Raw genomic sequence first — 24,453 nt, 5'->3', positions numbered from 1 at the left:
CCCTCCCCCCTCCCTACGCCGCGCGATGCCGAACCGCCTTGAAAGAAGAGAAATATCCATGAACAAGCGCGCCTTCCTTGCGCCCGTGCTCGGCCTTTCCATGCTGCTTTCCGCCTGTTCGGGCGGGGGCGAAGGGCAGGGCGGTCCGCCGCAATTGCCGGTCACGGTCGCCAGCCCGCTGGTGAAAAAGGTCACCGAGTGGGACGATTATGTCGGCCGATTCGAAGCGATCCAGAGCGTCGAGGTGCGTCCGCGCGCCTCGGGCTATCTGACGCGAACCCATTTCACCGACGGGCAATATGTGAAGGCAGGGCAGCTTCTGTTCTCGATCGACGCGCGGCCGGCGCAAGCGCAGCTCGACCAGGCGCGCGCGCAGCTCGCCAGCGCGCAGGCGACACTGGCCAATGCCAGAACCGAGCTGGCGCGGTCGCAGACGCTTGCCGCGTCGCAGGCGGCGAGCCAGGAAGAAGTCGAACAGCGCCGCGCCGCGCAGCGCACGGCGGAAGCGAATGTCGCGGCGAGCCGGGCGGCCGTCCGGGCGGCGGAACTGAACGTCGGCTTCACCCGGGTTACCGCGCCGATATCGGGCCGCGTCTCGCAGCGGCTCGTCGATCCGGGCAATGCCGTGACGGCCGACCAGACGGTGCTGACGACGATCGTGTCGACCAACCCGCTCCATTTCAGCTTCCAGGGCTCCGAATCGAACCTGCTCGCCTATGAGGATCGGGGCGACACGCTAGAGGGTGCGCCGGTTCGCATCCGCCTTCAGGGCGAGGACGCCTATCGCTACAACGGACAGATCGACTTCGTCGACAATGCGCTGAGCACCGGATCGGGCACGATTACCGTCCGCGCCCGCGTGCCCAATGTCGATGGCAAGCTGCGCCCCGGTCTGTTCGGGCAGCTCCAGCTTGCAGCCTCTGCCCCGCATGATGCCATCATGGTTCCCGATACCGCGATCGTCACCGACGCGGCCCGCCGCCTCGTCTATGTCATCGGCCCCGAAAACAAGGTGCAGGCGCGTCCCGTGACCCTCGGCCCGGTGATCGACGGGCTGCGCGTCATCCGGTCGGGTCTTACCGGCAAGGAAAAGATCGTCGTCGGCGGTATCCAGCGCGCGATGCCCGGCCAGCCGGCGAAGACCCAGCCCGGCCGCATCACGGCGAACGGCAAGGTGGTGACCGAGCAGGGCCAGGCGCCGGCCGCCGCGAAGGGAGCGGCGGCACCCGCCAAGGCTTCGGCCGCGAAGAAGGGCGCCGACCAGTGAAATTCAGCCGGTTTTTCGTCGACCGCCCGATCTTCGCGGCGGTCATCGCCATCTTCATCACCCTGATCGGGGCGTTCGCATATCCGCAGCTTCCGCTCGCCCAATATCCCGATATTGCGCCGCCGACGATCAGCATTACCGCCTCTTATCCCGGCGCATCGCCCGACACGATCGCCGAGACGGTGGCCTCGACGCTCGAGCAGGAGATCAACGGCGTCGAGAATATGCTCTATCTGCAATCCTCCTCGACGCAGGGGATGGCGCAGATAACGGTGACATTCCAGCCCGGCACCGACCTCGATGCCGCGCAGGTGCTGGTGCAGAACCGCGTCGCGCTCGCCGAACCGCGTTTGCCCGAACAGGTGCGCCAGATCGGCGTACAGGTGAACAAGCAGGAAACCGGCTTCCTGATGATCGTCGCGCTGACGTCGACCGATCCCGCGATCGATACCGACTATGTCGGAAACTATGCCAATTCGACGTTGCGTGATCGCCTGTTGCGGCTCGAAGGCGTTGGCGGCGTCCAGATTTTCGGCGGCGGTTTCTATTCGATGCGGGTGTGGATCGATCCCGACAAGGCCGCGGCGCGCAACCTGACCGCGAGCGAGATCGTCGCGGCGCTCCAGAGCCAGAATGTCCAGGTCGCCGGCGGTTCGGTCGGCGCCCCGCCCTATGGCAAGGGGAACCCCGCCTTCGAACTGCCGCTCGAGGTCCAGGGGCGCCTGGTGTCGCCCGAGCAATTTTCCAACGTCGTCATCAAGACCGACGTCCAGAATGGCGCGATCACGCGTCTGAAGGATGTCGCACGGGTCGAGCTCGGCAGCCAGGACTACAGCGTTCGCGGCGTGTTCAACGGCGAACCCGGTGTCGGCATGGCGGTCATCCAGCAGCCGGGCGCCAACGCGCTCGATGCGGCGAACCTCGTCCTGAACGAGGTCAAGGATGCGTCGAAAGACTTCCCTCCGGGGCTGGAATATCAGATCCCGTTCAACCCGACCGAATATGTCGCGGCCTCGGTCGAGGCGGTGCAGCATACGCTGTTCGAAGCGCTCATTCTTGTCGTGCTCGTCGTTCTCGTCTTCCTGCAGACCTGGCGCGCCGCGATCATCCCGATCGTCGCCATCCCGGTTTCGCTCGTCGGCACGTTCGCGGTCCAGCTGGCGCTGGGCTATTCGATCAACTCGCTTTCGCTTTTCGCGCTCGTGCTCGCGGTCGGCATTGTCGTCGACGACGCGATCGTCGTGGTCGAGGCGATCGAGAAGCATATTCGCGACGGGCTCAGTCCGCGCGAGGCGGCGCACCGGACAATGGACGAAGTGTCGGGCGCACTGATCGCCATCGGGCTCGTGCTCGTCGCGGTGTTCGTGCCGACGGCGTTCGTTCCCGGCATCCCGGGGATCTTCTACCAGCAGTTCGCGGTGACGATCGCCGCGGCGACGGTCTTTTCGTTGCTGACGTCCCTGACCCTGTCTCCCGCGCTCGCCGCCTTGCTGCTCAAGCCGCACGAAGAGGGGCATCACGCCGAGTCGGGGAATGCCATCATGCGTTTCGGGCGCCGCGCTGCGGACAAGTTCAATGACGGTTTCGACAAATTGTCGACCCGCTACGGACACACGACCGCAAAGCTGGTTCGCAAGACCGGGCTGATGCTCGCAATCTATGCGGTGCTGCTCGCGCTGACCGGGTGGCGCCTGACCGACACGCCGACGGGCTTCATTCCCGACCAGGATCAGGGCGTCCTCATCGGCGTCGTGCAGCTTCCCCCCGGGGCGTCGCTCGACCGCACGAGCGAAGTGCTGGCCCGCGCCCAGCAGGTGATATCGAAGGTCGAAGGCGTCGACAGCATCGCGACCTTCGCCGGGCTCGACGGATCGAGCTTCTCGCAATCGTCGAATGCCGGCACGATGTTCATGCGCCTGAGCGACTGGAGCGACCGGGGCAGCGAATTGAGCGCGACGGCCCTGTCGCAGAAGCTGTCGGGTGCGCTCGCGATGGCGCTGCCCGAAGCCAATGCGTTCGTCATCGCGCCGCCGGCGGTGCAAGGCCTCGGCAACGGCAACGGCTTCATGATGATGATCGAGGCGCACAACGGCCAGAGCTATCGCGAGCTTGAAAAGGCGACGCAGGCGATGATGGGCGCCGCGGCGCAGAGCGACCAGGTGAGCCAGGTCTTCTCGCTGTTCAATACCGGCAGCCCGCGCATCTTCGCCGACGTCGACCGCGACAAGGCGCAGATATTGGGTGTCGATCCCAGCCAGGTCTATGCCGCGCTCGGCACCTATCTGGCATCGACCTATGTCAACGACTTCAACTATCTTGGTCGCACCTTCCGCGTGACCGCACAGGCCGAGCCGACCGCACGCAGCCGGCTCGAGGATGTCGGGCGGCTCCAGGTCCGTTCCTCGACCGGGGAGATGGTGCCGCTGTCGTCGGTGGCGACCTTCCGCAACGACAGCGGGCCGACGCGCGTGGTACGCTACAACCTGTTCCCCGCGGTCGAATTGCAGGGACAGGCTGCCCCCGGCGTGTCTTCCGGCGCCGCGCTCACCGCGATGGAGGATATGGCGGCCAAGACGCTGCCCGACGGGTTCGATTACGAGTGGACCGCGCTCGCCTATCAGCAGAAGGCGGCGGGCAACAGCGCGGTGCTGATCTTCCTGCTCGCGGTGGTGTTCGTCTTCCTTGTGCTGGCGGCGCAATATGAATCGGTTCCGCTGCCGCTCGCGGTCATCCTGATCGTGCCCATGTGTATCCTTGCGGCGATGCTGGGAGTGAACCTGCGCGGCATGGATAATAATATCCTGACGCAGGTGGGGCTTGTCGTCCTGATCGCGCTGGCCGCGAAGAACGCGATCCTGATCGTCGAATTCGCCAAGCAAGCGGAGGAGGAAGAGGGGATGAACCCCATGGATGCCGCGGTTCATGCCGCGCGCTCGCGCCTGCGGCCGATCCTGATGACCAGCTTCGCCTTCATCTTCGGTGTGATCCCGCTCGCGATCGCGTCGGGTCCGGGACAGGAAATGCGGCAGGCACTCGGTACGGCGGTGACGTTCGGCATGCTCGGCGTGACCTTCTTCGGGCTGCTCTTCACGCCGGTCTTCTATGTTGTGTGCCGCGATCTCGCCGCGCGCGGCAAGGCCTGGGTGAAGAGCCGGCGTCGCCGGCCCGGCAGCGAAACGAGCGTGGAGGCTCAATAATGATCCGTTCGATCCTTCTCGCCTCGGCCGGGGTGCTGACCCTATCGGCTTGCGCCGTGGGACCCGCCTATCGTTCGCCGACGCCCGCCGCGCCGTCGCAGTCGCCGTTCATCGAGGCCGGCAAGTCGCCTGCCTTTACCGGCGACCAGCCCGCGGGCGAATGGTGGAGCCTGTTCGGCGATCCGACGCTCGACGCTCTCGTCGAGCAGGCGCTTGCCGCGAACACCGACTTACGCGTCGCGGCAGCGAACCTCGCGCAGGCGCGCGCGGTGCTCAAGGAAGCGCAGGCGGGCCGTTTGCCGACCACCAGCGTCGGTGCGAGCGGCACCTATGCCCGCCAGTCGGGCGCGACGACCGGAATAGGTCCGGTCGAGGGAGAGAGCTATGATGTCGGGCTCGACGTCGGTTATCAGGTCGATCTGTTCGGGCGCGTCGCCAGCGCCATCCGCGCGAGCCGGGCAGACGCCGATGCCGTGCAGGCGGCGTTCGACCTGACACGGATTACCGTCGCCGCCGAAACCACGCGTGCCTATTCGGATGTCTGCTCGTACAATCGCCAACTTGCGGTTGCACAGGAAACGCTGAGGATTCAGGAACAGACGTTCGACCTGACGCGTCGCCTGTTCGAGGGCGGCCGCGCGACGCGTCTGGATACGGGCCAGGCGGGTGCGCTGCTCGAACAGACGCGCGCGACGCTGCCGACGCTGGAGGCCCAGCGTTCCGCGGCGCTCTACCGGCTCGCCGTGCTGACCGGCAAACCGCCGGCTGAAGCGCCGGCTGTGGTCCTCCATTGCCAGGCGCCGCCCGAGCTCGACCGGCCCATTCCGGTCGGTGACGGTGCAAGCCTGCTCGCGCGTCGGCCCGATATTCGACGCGCCGAGCGCCAACTCGCGGCCGCGTCGGCACGGGTCAATGTCGCGACCGCCGATCTCTACCCGAGTATCAGTATCGGCGGCTCGATCGGCTCGACCGCCGCATCGGTGTCGGGGCTGGGCGATTCCGACAATTTCCGCTTCTCGATCGGGCCGCTGATCTCGTGGAGTTTTCCGAACATGGCGGTCGCGCGCTCGCGCCTGCGGCAGGCCGAAGCCGGCGCCGATGCGGCATTGGCTACCTTTGACGGCACATGGCTGTCGGCGCTTCAGGAAACCGAAAGTGCCCTTGCCAACTATGCTGGCGAACTCGACCGGCTTGCGGCGCTGCGCCGGGCTGCCGACGAGGCAGGGGAGGCGGCGCGCATCGCGCGGCTCCGCTATCGGGCAGGACGCGAGAATTTCCAGGTCGTGCTGGATGCCGAACGCTCGCTCGCGCAGGTGCAGGCGACGATCGCACAGTCCGAACAACAGCGTTCGACCTATCTTGTCGCACTGTTTCTGGCGCTGGGTGGCGGCTGGCAGGACGCGACGACGAACGGCTGATCGATGAACGGGGCGGGACGCACCCCCTGTCCGTCCCGCCCCGTTCGCGCTCCGCCGAAAAGCGGAGCGGCTATGCGACCTCGATCCGGTTTCGTCCGGCTTCCTTGGCGCGATACAGGGCTTCGTCGGCGGCTTTGAGCGCCGCGCGCGGATCGGCATAGCCGAACACGTCCGCGACCCCTCCCGAAAAGGTAATGACCCCGAACGGCTGGTCGGTCTTGCGGTTGATCAGCCTGCGGTCGGCCATGCGCTCGCGTGCTTCGTCCAGCTTCTTTGCCGCCTCGGTGGGCGTCAGCCCGCTGAACAGCATGACGAACTCCTCGCCGCCATGCCGTGCCACATGGCAATTATCGTTCGAAATCTGGGCGAGCGTGTCGGCAATCACCTTGAGCACCCGGTCGCCGGCGTCGTGGCCGTGGGTGTCGTTGATCGCCTTGAAATTGTCGATGTCGCAAAATGCGACGCTGAGCGCGATCGGGCTATGCTTCGCTTCGCGATACTGGCGGTCGAGCAGGGTTTCGAAGGCGCGGCGATTGGGAAGGCCGGTCAGATAATCGAGGTCGGCATCGCGTTTGGCGCGGGCAAGGTTGCGGCGGAGCGATTTGGCCTCATCCTCGCTCTTGCGCATGTCGTCTTCGGCTTTGCGCGTCCGTTCGAGCATCGCCTTTGCAAGGTCGGCGAGGCTGGAGACGATCTGGCCGGTCTTCTGCAATTGTTCGAGGTCGGTCAGATGGTCTTCGAGCTCGCTGCCATAGTCGCGCGTCATCTGATGCGCCGCTTTGGTACGGGTCTGAAACGCTTCCAGATTGGTTTCGAGCTTTGCCATCAACCGTTCAAGGTCGGCCTGGCCCTTCGCGGCGGTCTCTTCGCCGCACATCTCGTCGATCCATTGCTGGGTCACGCCCTCGGGCGACCCGGCGCGCGCCGCGATCTGACGCGCGAAGGCCGGATTGCTGCCGGAAAAGGCGCCATGGGCGATGACGAGATTGGCGGGCGACACCTCAAGGTCGTTGTCGATCAGGAAGCGGCCGATGGCGTCGACAAGGTCCGCTCGCGCCTCGCGCGCTCGGTCACCGGCATGGCCGGGGTCCGGGGCGGCATCCGGACAGGATGTGCCGTCGCTTCGGGATTGGCGCAGTCCCAGCCAGCCAAGGAGCCGCCCGACCGGCTCGCTAGAAGATGTCGCTCTTGTGGTCATGCGGAGATTAACGGGCGCGAATTGACGCGTTTAAGCGGGCGATGCGCCAAATTTGCTCGCGGGTCCCGGCGCGCGGAGCAAGCACCTATTTTTCGGGCGAACTTTACGTCGCCGGCGCTTGCTCCTAAGCGATCGGTGCGATGGTTTCGATCCTGTCCCTCGGCCGCTTGCGTTTGGCGACCCTTCTTGCCTGGCTTGCCGTCGCATCGCTGGGCGCGATGGGCGTTCCGTCTGAATCCGCGGCGGTCGACGGATTGCAGTCGCATGCCGTGGCCCGCGCCGCGACCGATGGGCCGGGACCGATTGTCCGCGTTGCAGCGGCGAAGATTGCGACGGCGTTACGCCACGGCGACGACGATCCCCGAGGCCCGGGTCCTGCGGGCGCGGCCGACGTGCCGCGCGCGATCGCGATTTCTGCGCCGGCAAAGGATTCCGCGATCAAGCGGTCCCGCCACGTGCATACGCCGCCGGTCCGGCGGATATATCCCTATACCGCGCGGGCACCGCCGCTCCGTCGAAGCTGATCCCCTGCCGCGACGCGCCGCCCGGCGCGTCGGAGATCGATCGCTCCCCGTCGTTCGGGGGGCCAGAGACGGATTTACCATGACAGATGAACCTAACGGCGCTGCATCGCAGTCGCCGCAAGCAGCGCGTGCGGAAGCCATTTTTCGCCGTTATCCCGCTATTTCCGCGGAAGAAGCGCAGGAAGCGCTGATCTTTTTGAAGACAGGCCGCCACATAGACGTTGGCCGCGTCACGGGGATTCCCGAACTCGAGGCGAGCATCGAGGCGTTCCGCCACGAACATCGGCGCGCGCTCGGCGTCAGCATCGGCGAATATGCAATGTTCGTCGGCGGTGTGCTGCTGTTCATGGGCGGGCTTTTCTGGCTGCTTGCCGGCTGACCGCCTACCTATTCACCGCGGGCGTCTTGTGGTGCCCGCGGCTTCGCCTTATCGTCGACCCCATGCCCATAGCTCGTCTTTTCAAAGCCCTGCCGCTTGCGATTGCTCTCGCCGCGGTGCCCGCCGTAGCCCAGGATACGCCGACCCCCGACGCGAAGGCCCAGGCGCCGCGGTCGATCCTGTTCATTGGCAACAGCTTTACGCAAGGGGCGCATTCGGCCGCGGTTCGCTATGGCGCCGCGTCGGTGACCGACCTCAATGGCAACGGGATCGGGGGCGTCCCGGCGCTCTTTCATCGTTTTGCCGAGGAATCGGGGGAGGCATGGACCGTCTCGCACGAATTGCGCGGGGGACGGACGCTGGCCCAGCATCTCGTCGATCGACCCGATGTCTTTGCAAAGCCCTGGGATGTCGTCGTCATGCAGGAATTCAGCGTCCTGGATCCCAAAAATCCGGGAAATCCGGCGGCTACGCTGAAAAGTGCGCCGGCGATCGCCGGGGCCGTAACCCGCGCCAATCCCCACGTGCGCGTGTACATGACCGCGACCTGGTCGCGCGCCGACCTGACCTACAAGCCCGATGGTCATTGGTACGGCCAGCCGATCGACCGCATGGCGCGCGACCTGCGTGTCGCCCTCGACAGCGTCGATGCAGCGTCTGACGACATCGACGGAGTCATCCCCGTTGGCGAAGCCTGGAACAGGGCGATGGGCGAAGGGGTAGCCGACCCCAATCCCTATGACGGTGTCGGTTTCGGAAAGCTCGATTTATGGACCTACGATCAATATCATGCAAGCGCCGCCGGCTATTATCTGGAAGCACTGGTCGTTTTCGGCCGCGTGACAGGCATCGACCCGCGCACGCTGGGCGACGAGGAAACCGCCGCCTATGACATCGGCCTGTCGCCGCACAGCGCCGCGGCGTTGCAGCGGGTGGCCGCCGAGCAGCTTGGACTACCGGCCGCGCCCGATAGGGTCAGGACCCCTTAATTGCACGGTCGAGGCGTCGAAATGGCGAAGATATCGGGTTCGGGCGGGCGCAGCGGGTAGCATCGCTACCCGCAAGGCCGCGCGGGCCTGAGATCGAAGCCATTTCGACGTCCCTTCGGGATTTGACCGATTTTGTCCATTGCGTCGTTGGAAAGACTGGAAATATCGACATATTCCTTCGCCTTTCCGCCTCGCACTGAACAAAATCGCTTCAAACCTCGATCGTGCGATTAACGGGTCCTGACCCTAGTTCAACGGTGCAGCGACCGCCGGGCCGTCGGTATCGCCATATTGGCGGCGCAGCGCGGCCAGGCGCTGCTTCATCGCCGCGATCCGGCGCTGCATCGCCGGATCGTCGATGCGGTTGTGCATCTCGTGCGGATCGCTCTCCAGGTCATAGAATTCCCAGGCGTTGATGTCGTCGCTGTAGAAGCGGACGAGCTTGTAGCGGTCGTCGCGCATCCCGTAATGCGCGCGGACCGAGTGAAAGCCGGGAAATTCATAATAGTGATAATAGATGTCCTTGCGCCAATTGGCCGGCGTCTGTCCGCCGAACAGCGGGACCAGCGAGCGCCCCTGGATCGTGTCCGGACCCGATAGCCCCGCAAGCGCGAGGAAGGTCGGCGCATAGTCGATGTTCTGGATCGGCGCGGCGATCCGGGTGCCGGGTCGAATATGCCCCGGATACTGGATCAGGAAGGGGGTGCGCAGCGATTCCTCGTACATGAAACGCTTGTCGAACCAGCCGTGCTCGCCGAGGTAGAAGCCTTGGTCGGAGGTGTAGACGACCACCGTATTCCTGGCGAGGCCGCTGTCTTCCAGATAGTCGAGCACCTCGCCCACGCCTTCGTCGACCGACGCGATGGTCGCGAGATATTGCTGCATGTAGCGCTGATACTTCCAGAGCGCGAGGTCGCGGCCCGACAGATGCGCTGCGTTCATCCGGTCGTTGTCGGCCTGCATCGCGGCGTCCCATTGCGCCTGCTGGTCGTGCGTCATCCGGTCGAAGGCGCCCGGCCAGCGATTGTAGCGCAGCCGCGCCGACCCCTCCGCCACCGTCATTTTCAGGTCGTGCCCTTCGTACATGTCGCGGTAGATGTTCATTTCCTGCGCCGCGGCGGCCTGGCGCCCCGAATAGTCGTCGAAATAGGTGTCGGGCACGGGGAAGGTGACGCCCTGATATCTGGTCAGATGGCGCAGCGCGGGCATGAAGTTGCGGTGCGGCGCCTTGTGGTGGATCAGGATGGCGAAGGGCTTCGACTTGTCGCGACCGTTTTTCAGCCAGTCGAGGCTGTAGCGGGTGATCAGGTCGGTCGCATAGCCCGCGACGATGCTGCGCCCCTTGGGGGTGATGATGTCGGGATTGTAATATTCGCCCTGGTCGTCGAGCACCTTCCAGTCGTCGAAGCCGATGCCTTCGGGCGAATGGTTGATGTGCCACTTTCCGAACATCGCGGTCGTGTACCCCGCCTGGCGCAAGGCGCGCGGCCAGACCCAGCTGCTGTTGTCGAACCGGTTGCCGTTCTGCTTGAAGCCGTGGGCATTGCTCTGCCGCCCGGTCAGCAGCGTCGCGCGGCTGGGCCCGCACAGCGAATTGCCCACGAAGCTGTTCGTGAAGATCGCACCATTTCGCGCGATCCGGTCGATGTTCGGCGTCGGCGCGAGCTTCGACAGCGGCGACCCATAGGCAGAGATCGCCTGATAGGCGTGGTCGTCCGACATGATGTAGACGATGTTCGGGCGCGGGGCAGGCCCGTCCTTCGCGCTCGCCGCACCCGCGAGCATCAGCGGAAGGGCGAGCGCGGCGATCGAGAGATGGGGGCGCATGGTTCGGATCCTATTCGGTCAGCTCGAAGCCGGCTTCGGACCCCTCGGCCGACGATGGCCCCACCCACAATTTGAACTGTCCCGGCTCGCTGCCCCAACTCATGTCGGCGCGGGTAAAGGCAAGATCGGCGTCGGTCAGCGTGAAGGTCACTTTGCGCGATTCGCCCTTTTTGAGCATCAGCTTTTCAAAGCCCTTCAATTCCTTCACCGGGCGCGTCACCGATCCGACGAGGTCGCGGACATAGAGCTGAACCACTTCTTCGCCGTCGCGGCCGCCGCTGTTGGTGACCGTCACGCTCGCCGTCAGCGGTTCGCCCGGGCGGATGCTCTTCGTGCTCAGCGTCACCGGCGAATAGGTAAAGCTGGTGTAGCTGAGACCATAGCCGAACGGATAGAGCGGCGTGTTCGGGGTATTCAGATAGCGCGAGACATATTTCGCATTCGGATCCTCCGGCTTGATCGGCCGACCGGTGTTCTTCATGTCGTGGAAAATCGGCACCTGCCCGACATTGCGGGGAAAGGTCACCGGCAGTTTCCCAGAAGGATTATAGTCGCCGTACAGCACGTCGGCGATCGCATGGCCGCCCATCGTCCCGGGATACCAGGCCTCGACGATCGCATCGAGGTTGTCGTTCGCCCAGTCGATGCTGTTCGGGCGTCCGCTCATCAGCACGAGGATGATCGGCTTGCCCGTCTTTTTCAGCTCTTCGAGGAGCGCCTGCTGGTTGCCGGGAAGGTCGAGCGACGTGCGGCTCGCGGCCTCGCCCGTCATGTCCCAGCGTTCGCCCATCGCGGCGACGATGACGTCCGATTTGCGGGCAAGGGCGATCGCCTCGGCAAAGCCGTCGGTCTTGCCGGCGTCTTCGAACGCATAGCTCGCGCCCTGGGCGTAGGTGACGGTCTGTCCCTTGGGCGCGCGCGCCTGCATGCCTTCGAGCAGGGTGACCGGGCGCGTCTTGCGGTCGCCGGCCGCCGACCAGCTGCCGATCATGTCGGCCTTGCTGTCGCCGAGCGGACCGATCACCGCGATCGATTTCGCCGAGGCGGCGAGGGGCAGCGCGCCGTCATTCTTGAGCAGGACCATCGATTTGCGCGCGACGTCGCGCGCCGCTTCCAGAAAGTCGGCGCGGTAAACCGTCGCCTTTTCGCGCGCCTCGTCCGAATAGCGATAGGGATCGGCAAACAGGCCGAGGCGATACTTCATTTCGAGGATCGATTTCACCGCGGCATCGACGCGCTTCACGTCGACCTTGCCCTCGGCAACCGACTTCGCGAGATGTTCCATGAACACCGCGCCCTGAAGGTCCATGTCGACCCCCGCGTTGATCGCCTGCTCGCCCGCCTGTTGCAAATCCTTCGAATAGCCGTGCGCGACCATTTCGTTGATCGACGTGTAATCGGTTACGACGAAGCCCTTGAAGCCCCATTTGTCGCGTAGCACGTCGGTGAGCAGATAGTGGCTGCCCGACGCGGGGACCCCGTCATATTCGTTGAACGCGGTCATGAACGTCGCGGCGCCGGCATCGGCCGCGGCCTTGAAAGGCGGCAGATAGACGTCGCGCAGCGTCCGCTCCGAAATGTCGACGGTGCTATAGTCGCGTCCCGCCTGCGCGGCGCCATAGGCGGCGAAATGCTTGGCGGTGGCCATCACCGTGTCGGTCGCGGCCAGGTCGTCGCCCTGGAATCCGCGCACGCGGGCTTCCGCGATCCGGCTGCCGAGATAGACGTCCTCGCCCGCGCCTTCGGATATCCGGCCCCAGCGCGGATCGCGGGCCACGTCGACCATCGGGGCGAAGGTCCACTGAATCCCTTCGGCCGATGCTTCGGTAGCCGCGATTCGAGACGCTTTTTCAATAGCATCGAGGTCCCAGCTTGCCGCTTCGCCAAGCGAGATGGGAAAGATGGTGCGGTGGCCGTGAATGACGTCATAGCCAAAGAGCAGGGGGATTTTCAGGCGGGTTTCCTCGACCGCCAGACGCTGAAGATCGCGCGTATATTTGGCGGTGAAGGCGTTGAAGATCGATCCGATACGGCCCTTGCGAATATCGTCCTGATAGCCTTGCCGGATCGTCGGGCCGGTCGAATCCCAGTCGCTGGTCAGCAACGACAACTGGCCGATCTTCTCTTCCAGCGTCATCTTTGCCATCAGGTCGGCAATGAACCGGTCCATCTTCGGGTCGGGCTTTTCCCAGCTCGCCGAATCGACCGCGACCGATTCGCCGCCCGTTTTCGCCAGCAGCGGCGCCGGGGCGAGCGTCCCCGCAAGCAAAAGCGTCGCGAGCGTGAGGTGCGTAAGATTGCGCGGCATCGGCGGCATGATTCGTCCTTCCCAAATAGTGTCTTGTGGCATTTCAACGCGAAAATCCGCTGAAATCCATCCCTTTGGGGTCGAACGAACTCTCGTCCGCCCCTGTCGCTTGCCCCCTATACAGCGATTGTGAAACCGGTTACAAACCCAAAAAACGACAACAGGTCGTCCCGCGACTCGTCGTCATGCCGGTGGCAAGACCGGCAGGCACAGCGAACGAGATCGGGACCGCCGGGGCAATAAAAAGGGAGGATGCCGTGACGTCAGTTCAGCTTAATCAATCCAATAGTTCGCGCCGTTCGCGGACCCGCGCATTCGCCGCGGCGCTCGCGTGGAGCAGCGCCGCGGGCGCGCTTGCGATCGGCGTTGCGGTTCCGGCGCACGCGCAGGTTTCGAACGCGTCGCTACGCGGCACGGTCAAGGCCGAGGGCGGCGTCAGCCAGGTCACCGCGATAAACGTCAACACGGGATTTCAGCGCAGCGTTGCTGTCGACGCTGGCGGCACCTACAATTTCGCGTCGCTGCCGGTGGGGACGTATCGGCTTGAGCTTACTACTCCTGATGGTGTGCGCAGCACTGACGAATTTACGCTGCGCGTCGCGCAAAATGCGGTTCTCGATTTCGACTTTTCCGCCCCCGACATCGCCTCGGCCGATGATGACGCGATCATCGTTACCGGAAGCCGCATCCGCACGATGGAGGGCGGTGAAGTCGGGGTCAATATCAGCCAGCGCCTGATCGAGCAGCTTCCTCAGAACAACCGCAATTTCCTGGCGTTCGCCGACTTGGCACCGGGCGTCCAGTTTATCACCAACGGCAGCGACCAGTCGCGTTTGCAGGGGGGCGCGCAGGGTAGCAATGCCGTCAATATCTTCATCGATGGCATCGGACAGAAGGACTATGTCCTCAAAAACGGCATCACGGGCCAGGATTCGACACAAGGCAATCCGTTTCCGCAGCTTGCGATCGGAGAATATCGCGTTATTTCATCAAATTACAAGGCGGAGTTCGATCAGGTCAGCTCGGTTGCGATCACCGCAGTCACCAAATCGGGAACGAACGAATTTCACGGTGAAGGGTTCATCGACTTCACCAATCAGGACCTGCGCGAACGGCGGCCGAACGAAATCTACCCGACGACGATCGACAAGACCCGGACGCGTGATCTTCAGTTCGGCGGCGCGCTGGGCGGGCCGATCATCAAGGATGTGCTGCACTTTTTCGCAACCTATGAAGGCAAGCGTCGCATCAATCCGCGTGAGGTAAACCCTGGGCTGGATTTGCCGGTGAGCTATTTCCCGTCGGAATATCAGGGCTATTTCGGCCCGGCGAACGAGACGTTCAACGAGAATCTCTATTTCGGAAAGCTCGATTTCACGCCCACCACACAGGACCTGTTCGAGTTCTCGGTCAAATATCGGGATGAATCGGGCGAAACCTTCAACAGCGGGATATCCGCCTTCGACACGCGCACGATCGCCAAGGTCGAAGAATGGCGCGGCCTCGCGCGGTGGGAGCATACCGCCGACACCTGGATCAACGATTTCAAGGTCGCTTACGAAGATGTGACCTGGGGGCCGCGCCCTGTGCAGTTCGGCAACGTCAGCGTGTTCAACGCAACTATCCCCGATGCCAGTGGAACGGGAACGCGCCGCGGCGACATTCTGCGTTTCGGCGGCGGCACCAACTATCAGGACAAAGGCCAGTCGGGCTGGCAAGTGTCGAACGACTTCACCTACATCGGTCTGGAAGGGCACACCTTCAAAGTCGGAGCGAAAGCCAAGTGGGTGACGCTTCACACGACCCAGCTCAACGGCGTGAATCCGGTTTTCACCTATAATGTCAATTACGATCCCGACGGCGATGGCAGCTTCAACGACAGCATTCCCTATCGCATGGCGTTCGGCGCCCCCGTCGGTGACGCGGATCCGGACATTCGCTCAAAGAATTTCCAGCTTGGTCTTTATATTCAGGACGATTGGGAAGTGTCCGACCGTTTGACGCTCAACCTCGGCGTGCGTTGGGATTATGAACGGACGCCGGCATTCCTGAATTTCGCGCATGACCCTGCAATTGCTGCGTTTGTGAGCGGGCAATCTTCCTATACGGCCCCGGACGGGACGGTGACGCCGGCCTATACCAATCTCGCCAACGCCAATTACGACATCCGCGATTATATCTCGACGGGAAGCGAACGAAAGGCGTTTACCGGCGCATGGCAGCCGCGCGTGGGATTCACTTATGAAATCGATGATGAAGGTCGTTTTGCGGTCTTCGGCGGTTACGGGCGCTCTTATGACCGTACCCAGTTCGACTTCCTGCAACAGGAATTGAACCAGGGGCGCTATGCGACCCGCACCTTCAACTTCAACAATCCCGGCGATGGCGACAATGTGTGTACGCCGAGCGCAACGTGCATCGACTGGGATCCGGTTTACCTGACCCAGGCGGGACGCGACGCGCTGGTCGCCGGCTTGCCAGCAGGCGCAGGTGGTGAACTTCGTTTCATCAAGAACGACCTCAAGATGCCATATTCGGACCAGTTCAGCTTGGGCGTGCGCGGTCGCTTCAACCTGCTCGAAGCCGAAGTCGGGTACAGCTATGTCGCCAGCCATGACGGTTTCGCCTATCTTCTCGGCAATCGACAGGAAGATGGGAGCTTTTTCGTCATCAATCCGACGACGGGTATTCCGGGGTCGCCGTTCGGCTTCAATCCGTCGCCGTTCGGCAGCATCATTATTGGGACCAACGGGATCGAAACCCGCGCCAACACCGCGTATCTGAAGCTGACCAAGCGTTATACGGTGGCGTCGCCGTGGAGTCTGGATGCGACGTATACGTTCACCGATGCGGAAGAGAACCGGCAGTTCGGAGAAACGTTCAGCCTCGATTTTCCGAGCATGGACGATTATCCGTTCATTACGTCGACCGGCGTCCGCAAGCATCGCTTTGTCGTCGCGGGTACGGTCGATATCCCGGGCGGGTTCACGCTTTCCGGCAAGTTCCAGATTGCATCGCCCAAATATCTTGCCCGGCTTGTATCGACCGCAGCTGACGGCGACACGCCGGCGTCGCGCGACGTGATTTCGACGGAGACGAAGGGTAATGGCGATCTTTGGGGCTATCGCCAAATGGACCTTTCGATCACCAAATATGTACCGATCAAATTCGTCAGCGATGAGGCGCGGCTGCGCTTCCGTATCGACATCATCAACCTGTTCAACGACCGTAACTATAACAGCTTCGACGCGGCCACCGGTCTGCGCAACTGGGACAATGTCAGCATTGACGGTCAACCGCGAACGATCAAGCTTTCGGCCGGCTTCCAATTCTGACCGGCTGAAATTGCGGGCGTCCGGTCACACCCCCCTCCCGTGACCGGCCGCCCGCTTTTCTATATGTGGAGTATCGAATGTCTTTCCGGCTCGGGTCGCTCGCCTTGCCTCTTTTCGCGCTGGCGGCCTGCACCGCGACCAGCGCGCCGCCCACGGGCGTCACACCCCCGGCACAGGCGCTTCCCGACCTGACCCAGGCGCAATTTTCCGAAGAGCTTACGAAGCGGACCTTCGATTATTTCTGGGACACGACCGACCGCACCCATTGCCTCGCGCCCGATCGTTGGCCGAGCAATCCCTTTTCGTCGATCGCATCGACCGGATTTGCGCTGACCGCCTTTGGAATTGGCGCCGAGCGCGGTTATGTCGCGCGCGACGAGGCGGCGAAACGGACGCGCGATTGCCTGGACTTCTATTGGAACGCGCCTCAGGGCGCGGCGGTCGGCGGCGTCACCGGCTACAAGGGGTTTTTCTATCACTTCCTGAACAACGAGGACGGGACGCGGCACGGCAAGACCGAGTTGTCGACCGTCGATACGTCGCTTTTTCTGGGCGGCGTGCTGTTCGCGCAAAGCTATTACGATCGCGATACGCCGGTGGAGGCGGAGATCCGCGACCTGGCGGAGAAGATCTACGCCCGCGTCGACTGGAGCTTCGTCCAGCGCGAAAACAGCGACATCCCGTCGGGGAACGGCGGCGGGCCCAAGGCGATTGCGATGGGATGGTACCCCGAGCGCGGCAACGGCGGCGATTTCGGCACGCATGACTGGGTGGGCTATAACGAAGGGATGCTCGTCTATATCCTGGCGCTCGGGTCGCCGACCCACGCGTTGAGCAAAGAGGCGTGGGACAAGGGCTGGGCGGCGCATCTCGACAAGGACTGGGGCAGCTTCTACGGCCAGCAGTTCCTGCAGTTCGAACCGCTCTTCGGACATCAGTACAGCCATGTCTGGGTCGACTTTCGCGGCATTCGCGACGACTTCATGCGCCGGAAGGGCATCGACTATTTCGAGAACAGCCGCCGCGCCACGCTGTCGCAGCGTGCCTATGGCGCCGACAATCCGAACCGCTGGACCGATTACAGCGCCGACATCTGGGGATGGACCGCCTCCGACGGGCCGGGCTATTCAAAGGATGAATACAGCGTCAACGGCCGCCTGCGCAGCTTCAACGGCTATATGGCCCGCGGTGTGAGCAGCGTTCGCATCGTCGACGACGGTACGGTCGTGCCGACCGCGCCCGGCGGCTCGGTCGCCTTCGCTCCCGAGGTCGCAATCCCGGCGCTGATGGCGATGCGGGCGAAATATGGGGCGCGCCTTTACACCCGCTATGGTTTCAAGGATGCGATCAACCCCAGTTTCACCTTTCCCCAGGCGCAATCGCGGTCGGGCGCGGTCGATCCCCGCCAGGGCTGGGTCGCGAACGACTATTTAGGCATTGACCAAGGGCCGATCCTCGCGATGATGGAAAATCATCGGAGCGGATTAATATGGCAAATCATGCGAAAGAACCCGCATATCGTTCGGGGGCTCAGGCGGATCGGGTTCGAGGGCGGCTGGCTCGACGAGGCGCAAGCCGGCGGCGAGGCGCGCTGACGAAAGCCCGCGTCGCGGCTGCCATGCTGGCGGCTGCGTTGCTTGTCCCGTCCTTGCCCGCCGCGGCGCAGGACGCTTGGACGCGCGCCTGGACGTCGAGCCTATGGCAAGCTCCGCCCGACAAGGCGATCGACCTCGACAATCAGACGATCCGTATGCAGGCGCGGGTCGGCGCCTCCGGGACCGCGCTCCGCATCTGGCTCGCCAATGATTTCGGGACGATGCCGGTCCACTTCGGTGCCGTCACCCTTCGCCTGGCCGACGGGCGGACCATGCCGGTGCATTTCGGCGGCAAGACCGGAGGGCGCATTGCGATCGGCGCTCCGCTGGTCAGCGATCCGGTGCGGGTTACCGTTGCAGCGTTCGATGTGATCGACATTTCTGTCCATCTGCCCGGGCCGACGACTCTCGCCGGCATCCACGGCGATTATGGCAATCCGACGCGCATCTCCGGCCCCGGCGATCATAGCGGCGCGGGCGACTGGTCGGCGATCGCCACAACGCCGTTACGCCCGCTCGTCGCCGGGATCGATGTCGGCGGGGCTGCGGCGAAGCCTGTCGTCGTGGCCTTCGGCGATTCGATCACCGACGTAGCCGGCTGTGCCAACGCCGATGCGCTGCCGTGTCGCTGGAGCGAAACGCTCGGGCGCCGGCTGAAGGCCGCGGGCAAGCCCCATGTCGTCGTGAACCAGGGGATCGGGGGCAACAAGATCCTGACCCCCGGGACCGGCCCCGATGCCCTCGCGCGCTTCGATCGCGACGTGCTCGCCATTCCCGGTGTGACGCATGTCGTGCTGCTTGAAGGTGTCAACGACATGGGTACGTCCGGCGACACCGGCATTACCGCGGACGAACTGATCGAGGGCTATCGCCAGCTGGTGCTGCGCGCGCATGGCCGGGGGATCAAGGTGATCGCGATGACCGTGCTCCCCTTCAAGGGCGCGCGCTATTACCGGCCCGAGCGTGACGACATCCGCGCGAAACTCAACGACTGGATCCGCACCGCGGATATATTCGACGGCGTCGTCGATCTTGAAAAGGTCGTGGCCGATCCCGCCGACCCGCTGCGCTTGCGCGCCGACCTGGCGCACGACGATCATCTGCACCCGAATGCCGCGGGGCAGCGCGCGATGGGAGAGGCGATCCCGCTATCGCTTTTCGACTAGCGGAAGCCCGGCCCGGCCATCAGCAGGCCGCACCGACGCACAGGTCGGTCAGCACGGGATAATGGTCGGACGGCAGGCGGCCGCCGGTCTGCTGGGTAATCGTCGCATGGCGCAGCACGGCGACGCCATCGGTCACGAAGATATGGTCGATGGGGCTGTCGGGCAGGGCGTCGATCCGGAAGGCCGTAAAGGTGCCCTGGGGACCGAAATGGGGCGTGCGGCTGAGATCCTGTGTGTCATGGAGCGCGATGAGGCCGGCGATCGGAGCCAGCATGGCCTTGTAGGGCGCGCTGCCTGTCGCGCTGTTGAAATCGCCCATCAATATGACCGCGTCGCCGGGCCGACGATGCGTTCCGACCCAGCGCCGGATCAGCTTCGCGCTTTCTATGCGCGCGATCTCTCCGATATGGTCGAAATGCGTGTTCACGACGAGAAACACCTGCCCCGTCCCATCGCGGAGGCGCGCCCACGTCGCGATCCGGGGCAGGGCGGCGTCCCACCCCTTGCTGGGCACGTCGGGGGTCGGCGACAGCCAGAATGTGCCCGAACCGAGCGGTGTGAACCGGTCGGTCCGGTAGCCGAGCATCGAATATTCGCCCGCCTGCCTGCCATCGTCGCGCGCCACGCCAACGAACTTATAACCCGGCAGGTCGGCCTCGACGTCGCGCTTCTGGTGCAGCAATACCTCCTGCATCCCGACGAAATCGGGGCCATAATAGGCGACGAGGCTGGTCAGCGCCTTGCGCCGGTGCGGCCAGGCATCCTCGCCGTCGGAGGCCAGGTCGAGGCGGATGTTGTACGTCATCGCGCTTACGCGGTCGGCCTTGCCCTTTGCCGCAGCGGGCAGGGAGAGGAGCGCGGCAAGGCACAGGATTGCCCAGCGTTTCATGCCAGATTTCCGCCGTTGGCGGCGATGATGTTGCTGTAGAAGCGGGCGCTGCGCTTGGGTGTGCGGATCTGCGTTTCATAATCGACGTGGACGATGCCGAAACGCTTCGAATAGCCGAGCGACCATTCGAGATTGTCGAGCAGCGACCACACCATATAGCCGCGCACATCGACGCCCTTCTTGATGGCGTCGCCGATCGCCGAAATATGGGTGCGCAGATAATCGCAACGCAGCGGATCGTCGATCCCGTCGGGGCCGGCCTGCGGGGGGTCATAGAAGGCGGCGCCATTTTCGGTGATATAGACCGGGATGTCGCCATAACTGTCCTTGAACCACAGCAGCATGTCGGTCAGCGCAGGCGGATAGACCTCCCAGTCGGTCATCGTGTGCGTCGCATTCTGCCGCACCGGTGAGGCGCCGACGGGCCATTGGTTCGGGTCGTCCTTCACGACGTTGCGCGTGTAATAGTTGATGCCGACGAAATCGAGCGGCTGGCGGATCGTCGCCAGATCCTCTTCGGGCCATTCGCGCCAGGCTTCGCCGAATATCTCCGCCATCTCGGCGGGATAGCGCCCCTTGAGCGCCGGATCGAGATACTGGCGGTTCATATAGGCATGCGCGCGTTCGGTCGCGGCGATATCGGCGGCGCTGTCGCTGGCGGGATATTTGGGTTCGATATTGACCACCAGCCCGATGTCATGCGCGCCTTCCGAACGATAGGCGGCGACCGCCGCGCCATGCGCGCGCATCAGATTGTGGCTCGCGATCGGGGTTTCGAACAGGTTGCGATGCCCGGGGGCGAGCGCACCGTGCAGATAGCCGCCGTCGGTGATGACCCACGGCTCGTTCAGCGTGACCCACTTCCGCACGCGGCCGTCGAGCGCGCGGTACATCACCCCGGCATAATCGGCGAACCAGTCGGCGCTGTCGCGGTTGAGCCAGCCGCCCCGGTCGTCGAGCGCAACCGGCAGATCCCAGTGATGGAGCGTCAGCAGCGGCTCGATATCGTGGTTCAGCAACTCGTCGACGAGCCGCTTGTAGAAGTCGAGCCCCGCTTCGTTCACGCGGCCGACCCCGTCGGGCAGTATCCGCCCCCAGTTGACGCTGAAGCGATAGGCCTTGAGCCCGATCGCCTTCATCAGGGCAACGTCGCTCTCCATGCGATTATAGTGATCGCAGGCGACATCGCCGGTGTCGCCCTTCGCCGCCATCAGGCGCGGGTCGTGACAGAAGCGTTGCCAGATGCTCGCGCCCGCACCGTCGGCGAGCGGAGAGCCTTCGATCTGATAGGCGGCTGTCGCGGCGCCCCACAGGAAATCGTCGGGGAAAGCGGTGCTTGTCATTCGTCGTCCTTATCGTTTGGGGAGGGAAAGCGGCTCATCCCTTGACGCTCCCGGCAAGGAGGCCGCTCAGGTAGAAGCGCTGAAGCGCCAGAAAGAGGATGAGAACGGGCAGGGTGGTCACCACCGCGCCCGCCATCATCAGTTCGTTATCCTGCACATGCTCGCGACTGAGCGCGGCGAGCGCGACGGGAAGGGTGTAAAGGTCCTGGTCGGCAAAGACGATCAATGGCCACATGAAATCGTTCCAGCTCGACAGAAAGACGAACAGCGCCAGCGTGACCACCACCGGGGTCAACAGTGGCCATATGATCCGGCGCAGGATGGCGGCTTCGCTAGCGCCGTCGATGCGGGCCGCCTCCAGCATCTCGTCGGGGATCGACAGGCAATATTGCCGGACCAGGAAAATTCCGAAAATGCCGGCAAGCCAGGGCACGAGGGCGCCGGCATAGCTGTTCACCAGCCCCATCGCCTTCAACTCGAGAAACAGGGGCAGCATGCCGATCTGGCCCGGCACGACGAGCGCGGCGACCAGCAGGCGAAACACCGCGTCGCGACCGCGAAAGCGCAGCTTGGCGAAGGCATAGCCCGCCGGCACGGTGAACAGCAGCGCGAGCAGCGTCGCGAGGGTCGAGACCAACAGGCTGTTGGCGAGGAATCGTCCGACGCCATAACTTCCGAACAATTGCCGGTAGTTTTCCAGACTCGCATGGGCGGGCAACAGCGGCGGCGGGAAGCGGGCCGCCTCCCCGGGCGCCATGAAGCTGACCGACAGCATCCACAGCAAGGGAGCGATGGTGACCAGCGCGACGAGCCCTGCCAGGGCGGTTACGACGAGACGGCGCGTCATATCGCGCCTCCGCGCTTCGCGAGGCGAAGCTGGACCAGCGTCACGCCGAGGATGCACAGGAAGAGCAGCACGGCCACCGCGGCGCCCGAGCCCAGGTTCCACCATTTGAACCCCTCTTCATACATGAAATAAAGGACGGTCACGGTCGACTGCGCCGGCCCCCCTTCGGTCATGACATAGGGTTCGGTGAAAAGCTGGAACATCGCGGCGACGGTGAGCACCGACACGAGCAGGACGGTCGGCGCAATCGCCGGCAGGGTAACATGGCGCAGCCGGGCGAGCCGTCCCGCCCCGTCGATCCGCGCCGCCTCTTCCAGCTCGCGCGGGACCGTCTGGAGCGCGGCAAGAAAGATGATCATGTTATAGCCGAAGGTCTTCCACGCAACGAAGATCAGGATCGCCGGCAGCGATGCCGTCGGGCTGCCGAGCCAGTCGATCGGGCCGGCGCCGAACAGCGACAGCAGGTAGTCTACAAGGCCATAGCGCGTGTTGAGCAGATAGCGCCAGACGACGGCGGTTGCGACCAATGTGGTCACATAGGGCGCGAACAGCGCAACCCGCCAGAGGGGACGCCACGAAAGCCAGCGCGAATGGACGAGCATGGCCGCGCAGAGCGACAGCGCGACGACGAGCGGAGTTCCGATCGCGACGAACAGCACACTGTTGCTCATGGCTTTCCAGAACAGCGGATTTTCGATCAGGCGCGCGTAATTTTCAAAGCCCACGAAGCGCAGGTTCGAAATGTCGGCGAGCGCGTAAATGTCGAAATCGGTGAAACTGAGGAACAGCGACGCAAGCGCGGGAACCACGAAGAAGAGCAGGATCGCCGCCAGCGCGGGCGCGGACATCGCCCAGCCGGCGCGCACCTCGTCCGCCCTGCGCTTCGCGCTCACAGCGCGCGCCCCTTGTCGAGCATCCAGCGGCGCTTTTCGAGCAGGCGGTCGGCGCGCACGTCGATTTCCCGTGCCGCCTGTTCGACCGTGAACTGTCCGCGAACCATGCGTTCGGCGACGATCTGCATTTCGCTGACGATCCGTTCCCATTCGGGGACCTTGGGCAGGGCGCGTGCACGCTCGAGCTGGGTTGCAAATGGCGCGACGATCGGGTCGGCGGCAAGGCCGGCGCGTCGCCAGGCCGATCGGCGGGCGGGCAGGTCGCCGGTCAGGTCGTGAAAGCGCATTTGCGCCTGGGGGGCGAGCAGGCGCGAGATGAAATCCCAGGCGTGGGGATTGGCGCGGTGGTCTGCAAAAACCACCAGACTCGATCCCCCGGGGGCCGCCGAACCGATACCGCGCGGTCCCGGATTGGGCGCGGTCGCCCAGCTGTCTTGTGCGGCGGCGGGAAGCCGCGATTTCAGATCGCCGATCGTCCAGGGACCGGAGGTGAAGGTCGCGAACCAGCCACGCGCGAACTCGTTCCAGATATTGGCGACCTGGGTCGCCGATACGGGCGGAGCAAGGCCTTCGTCGAACAGCGACTTGTAGAATGCCAGGGCTTCCAGAAATTCGGGCTCCGAAAACGCGCCGCGGCCGTCCTCGTCTCGCAGCAGCCGCGCGCCCGCGGACAAGGCGATGGTCAAGAGCTGCTCGAATTCGTTGAGCGGAAGAAACAGGGCATAATTGCCGTCGCCCGCGACACGCTTCACATCGTGCAGCGCCCGCTTCCACGCCGACCATTGCAGCGGCGGCGCGGCATGGCCGGCGCGTGCGAAAATATCGGTGCGATAATATTGAAGACGTGTGTCGACATACCAGGGAACGGCCCAGACCCTGCCGCCGATGCGGTTCGTTTCGACCACCGCGTCGAATTGATCGGCCAGAAGATCGTGGACCGCCCGGGGGACCGGGGCGATGGCGCCGATCGCGGCCATTTCCGCGATCCAGCTGTTGCCGACCTGGCCGATCGCGGGAAGCGATCCGCCGGCAAATCCGGTGAGCAGCTTCTGATGGGCCGCAGACCAGGGGAGCGGCTGCACCGCTATGCGGGGCGCATCCGGGACGCGCTCCATCTCGCCGATCAGGGTCGGCAGGGCGGCGGCTTCATTGCCCATCGCCCATATGGTAAGCTCTTTCCCGCCATGCTGCCCGCATCCCGCAAGAGCGGGAAGAAAGGGTAGCGAGGCGAGGCCCCCGGCAATCTGGCGCCGGGTCAGTTCCACGCCGCTGGCCGTG

The 24,453-nt window shown here is 64.2% G+C and carries 17 protein-coding genes; 9 read left to right on the top strand and 8 right to left on the bottom strand.

Features of this window, described 5'->3' with window-relative positions; all coding sequences use genetic code 11:
• Positions 1-58: 58 nt before the first annotated feature.
• From AC58D2_RS11445 to AC58D2_RS11435, 3 genes are read left to right on the top strand one after another with little or no spacing between them, the layout of a single operon-like run.
• Complete coding sequence (locus tag AC58D2_RS11445) at positions 59-1,267, top strand: efflux RND transporter periplasmic adaptor subunit (protein WP_497390366.1); 1,209 nt, start codon at positions 59-61, stop codon at positions 1,265-1,267.
• Positions 1,264-4,464, top strand: coding sequence for an efflux RND transporter permease subunit (locus AC58D2_RS11440; RefSeq protein WP_497390364.1), 3,201 nt, complete (start codon positions 1,264-1,266; stop codon positions 4,462-4,464). Before AC58D2_RS11445 ends, AC58D2_RS11440 begins: the two co-directional genes overlap by 4 nt.
• Complete coding sequence (locus AC58D2_RS11435) at positions 4,464-5,882, top strand: efflux transporter outer membrane subunit (protein WP_497390362.1); 1,419 nt, start codon at positions 4,464-4,466, stop codon at positions 5,880-5,882. The genes AC58D2_RS11440 and AC58D2_RS11435 overlap by 1 nt, the downstream gene beginning before the upstream one ends.
• 70 nt (positions 5,883-5,952) lie before the next feature.
• Here AC58D2_RS11435 and AC58D2_RS11430 read toward each other — a convergent pair whose 3' ends face one another.
• Positions 5,953-7,080 (bottom strand): GGDEF domain-containing protein, encoded by a 1,128-nt coding sequence (locus AC58D2_RS11430; RefSeq protein ID WP_497390360.1) that lies wholly within the window; start codon positions 7,078-7,080, stop codon positions 5,953-5,955.
• Between the two features lie 140 nt (positions 7,081-7,220).
• On the opposite strand from AC58D2_RS11430, the gene AC58D2_RS11425 reads away from it, so the two are divergent.
• The 3 genes from AC58D2_RS11425 to AC58D2_RS11415 all read left to right on the top strand — a co-directional run bounded on the left by AC58D2_RS11425 (position 7,221) and on the right by AC58D2_RS11415 (position 8,972).
• Positions 7,221-7,604: a hypothetical protein gene (locus AC58D2_RS11425; RefSeq protein WP_497390358.1), complete on the top strand. Its 384-nt coding sequence runs from the start codon at positions 7,221-7,223 to the stop codon at positions 7,602-7,604.
• 79 nt (positions 7,605-7,683) lie between these two features.
• Entirely contained in the window at positions 7,684-7,983 is a 300-nt protein-coding gene (locus AC58D2_RS11420; protein WP_497390356.1) for a hypothetical protein, read from the top strand.
• 62 nt (positions 7,984-8,045) lie between these two features.
• On the top strand, positions 8,046-8,972 hold the full coding sequence (locus AC58D2_RS11415; RefSeq protein ID WP_497390354.1) for an SGNH/GDSL hydrolase family protein: 927 nt from the start codon (positions 8,046-8,048) through the stop codon (positions 8,970-8,972).
• Positions 8,973-9,218: 246 nt separating this feature from the next.
• Here AC58D2_RS11415 and AC58D2_RS11410 read toward each other — a convergent pair whose 3' ends face one another.
• Positions 9,219-10,799: a sulfatase family protein gene (locus tag AC58D2_RS11410; RefSeq protein ID WP_497390352.1), complete on the bottom strand. Its 1,581-nt coding sequence runs from the start codon at positions 10,797-10,799 to the stop codon at positions 9,219-9,221.
• A gap of 10 nt (positions 10,800-10,809) precedes the next feature.
• Positions 10,810-13,116, bottom strand: coding sequence for a beta-glucosidase BglX (bglX, locus tag AC58D2_RS11405; protein ID WP_497390350.1), 2,307 nt, complete (start codon positions 13,114-13,116; stop codon positions 10,810-10,812).
• Between the two features lie 248 nt (positions 13,117-13,364).
• Between bglX and AC58D2_RS11400 the strand changes: the two genes are divergently transcribed.
• The 3 genes from AC58D2_RS11400 (at position 13,365) to AC58D2_RS11390 (ending at position 19,203) form a co-directional block, all read left to right on the top strand.
• Positions 13,365-16,442 (top strand): TonB-dependent receptor, encoded by a 3,078-nt coding sequence (locus tag AC58D2_RS11400; RefSeq protein WP_497390348.1) that lies wholly within the window; start codon positions 13,365-13,367, stop codon positions 16,440-16,442.
• 77 nt (positions 16,443-16,519) lie between these two features.
• A complete protein-coding gene (locus AC58D2_RS11395) occupies positions 16,520-18,037 on the top strand; it encodes a glucoamylase family protein (RefSeq protein WP_497390346.1) in 1,518 nt (505 codons plus the stop codon).
• 23 nt (positions 18,038-18,060) lie between these two features.
• Positions 18,061-19,203 carry an SGNH/GDSL hydrolase family protein gene (locus tag AC58D2_RS11390; protein ID WP_497390344.1) on the top strand — a complete coding sequence of 381 codons (1,143 nt, stop codon included), beginning with the start codon at positions 18,061-18,063 and terminating at the stop codon, positions 19,201-19,203.
• 19 nt (positions 19,204-19,222) lie between these two features.
• Here AC58D2_RS11390 and AC58D2_RS11385 read toward each other — a convergent pair whose 3' ends face one another.
• Genes AC58D2_RS11385 through AC58D2_RS11365 form a run of 5 tightly spaced genes read right to left on the bottom strand, consistent with a single transcriptional unit; the run spans position 19,223 to position 24,440 of the window.
• On the bottom strand, positions 19,223-20,092 hold the full coding sequence (locus AC58D2_RS11385) for an endonuclease/exonuclease/phosphatase family protein (RefSeq protein WP_497390342.1): 870 nt from the start codon (positions 20,090-20,092) through the stop codon (positions 19,223-19,225).
• Positions 20,089-21,435 (bottom strand): GH1 family beta-glucosidase, encoded by a 1,347-nt coding sequence (locus tag AC58D2_RS11380; RefSeq protein ID WP_497390340.1) that lies wholly within the window; start codon positions 21,433-21,435, stop codon positions 20,089-20,091. Before AC58D2_RS11380 ends, AC58D2_RS11385 begins: the two co-directional genes overlap by 4 nt.
• Positions 21,436-21,469: 34 nt before the next feature.
• On the bottom strand, positions 21,470-22,282 hold the full coding sequence (locus AC58D2_RS11375) for a carbohydrate ABC transporter permease (protein ID WP_497390338.1): 813 nt from the start codon (positions 22,280-22,282) through the stop codon (positions 21,470-21,472).
• Positions 22,279-23,175, bottom strand: coding sequence for a carbohydrate ABC transporter permease (locus AC58D2_RS11370; protein WP_497390336.1), 897 nt, complete (start codon positions 23,173-23,175; stop codon positions 22,279-22,281). Before AC58D2_RS11370 ends, AC58D2_RS11375 begins: the two co-directional genes overlap by 4 nt.
• On the bottom strand, positions 23,172-24,440 hold the full coding sequence (locus AC58D2_RS11365) for an extracellular solute-binding protein (RefSeq protein ID WP_497390334.1): 1,269 nt from the start codon (positions 24,438-24,440) through the stop codon (positions 23,172-23,174). The genes AC58D2_RS11370 and AC58D2_RS11365 overlap by 4 nt, the downstream gene beginning before the upstream one ends.
• Between the last annotated feature and the right edge of the window lie 13 nt (positions 24,441-24,453).

This window comes from Sphingopyxis sp. CR5, from assembly GCF_059693785.1.
This window is presented reverse-complemented; position numbering and strand designations above follow the sequence as displayed.

What these genes read in the sequence shown, in the direction of transcription:
- AC58D2_RS11445 (WP_497390366.1), top strand. Translation starts at nt 59, where the DNA reads ATGAACAAGCGCGCCTTCCTTGCGCCCGTGCTCGGCCTTTCCATGCTG.
- AC58D2_RS11435 (WP_497390362.1), top strand. Translation starts at nt 4,464, where the DNA reads ATGATCCGTTCGATCCTTCTCGCCTCGGCCGGGGTGCTGACCCTATCG.
- AC58D2_RS11430 (WP_497390360.1), bottom strand. Translation starts at nt 7,080, where the DNA reads ATGACCACAAGAGCGACATCTTCTAGCGAGCCGGTCGGGCGGCTCCTT.
- AC58D2_RS11425 (WP_497390358.1), top strand. Translation starts at nt 7,221, where the DNA reads ATGGTTTCGATCCTGTCCCTCGGCCGCTTGCGTTTGGCGACCCTTCTT.
- AC58D2_RS11420 (WP_497390356.1), top strand. Translation starts at nt 7,684, where the DNA reads ATGACAGATGAACCTAACGGCGCTGCATCGCAGTCGCCGCAAGCAGCG.
- AC58D2_RS11415 (WP_497390354.1), top strand. Translation starts at nt 8,046, where the DNA reads ATGCCCATAGCTCGTCTTTTCAAAGCCCTGCCGCTTGCGATTGCTCTC.
- AC58D2_RS11410 (WP_497390352.1), bottom strand. Translation starts at nt 10,799, where the DNA reads ATGCGCCCCCATCTCTCGATCGCCGCGCTCGCCCTTCCGCTGATGCTC.
- bglX (WP_497390350.1), bottom strand. Translation starts at nt 13,116, where the DNA reads ATGCCGCCGATGCCGCGCAATCTTACGCACCTCACGCTCGCGACGCTT.
- AC58D2_RS11395 (WP_497390346.1), top strand. Translation starts at nt 16,520, where the DNA reads ATGTCTTTCCGGCTCGGGTCGCTCGCCTTGCCTCTTTTCGCGCTGGCG.
- AC58D2_RS11390 (WP_497390344.1), top strand. Translation starts at nt 18,061, where the DNA reads ATGCTGGCGGCTGCGTTGCTTGTCCCGTCCTTGCCCGCCGCGGCGCAG.
- AC58D2_RS11385 (WP_497390342.1), bottom strand. Translation starts at nt 20,092, where the DNA reads ATGAAACGCTGGGCAATCCTGTGCCTTGCCGCGCTCCTCTCCCTGCCC.
- AC58D2_RS11380 (WP_497390340.1), bottom strand. Translation starts at nt 21,435, where the DNA reads ATGACAAGCACCGCTTTCCCCGACGATTTCCTGTGGGGCGCCGCGACA.
- AC58D2_RS11375 (WP_497390338.1), bottom strand. Translation starts at nt 22,282, where the DNA reads ATGACGCGCCGTCTCGTCGTAACCGCCCTGGCAGGGCTCGTCGCGCTG.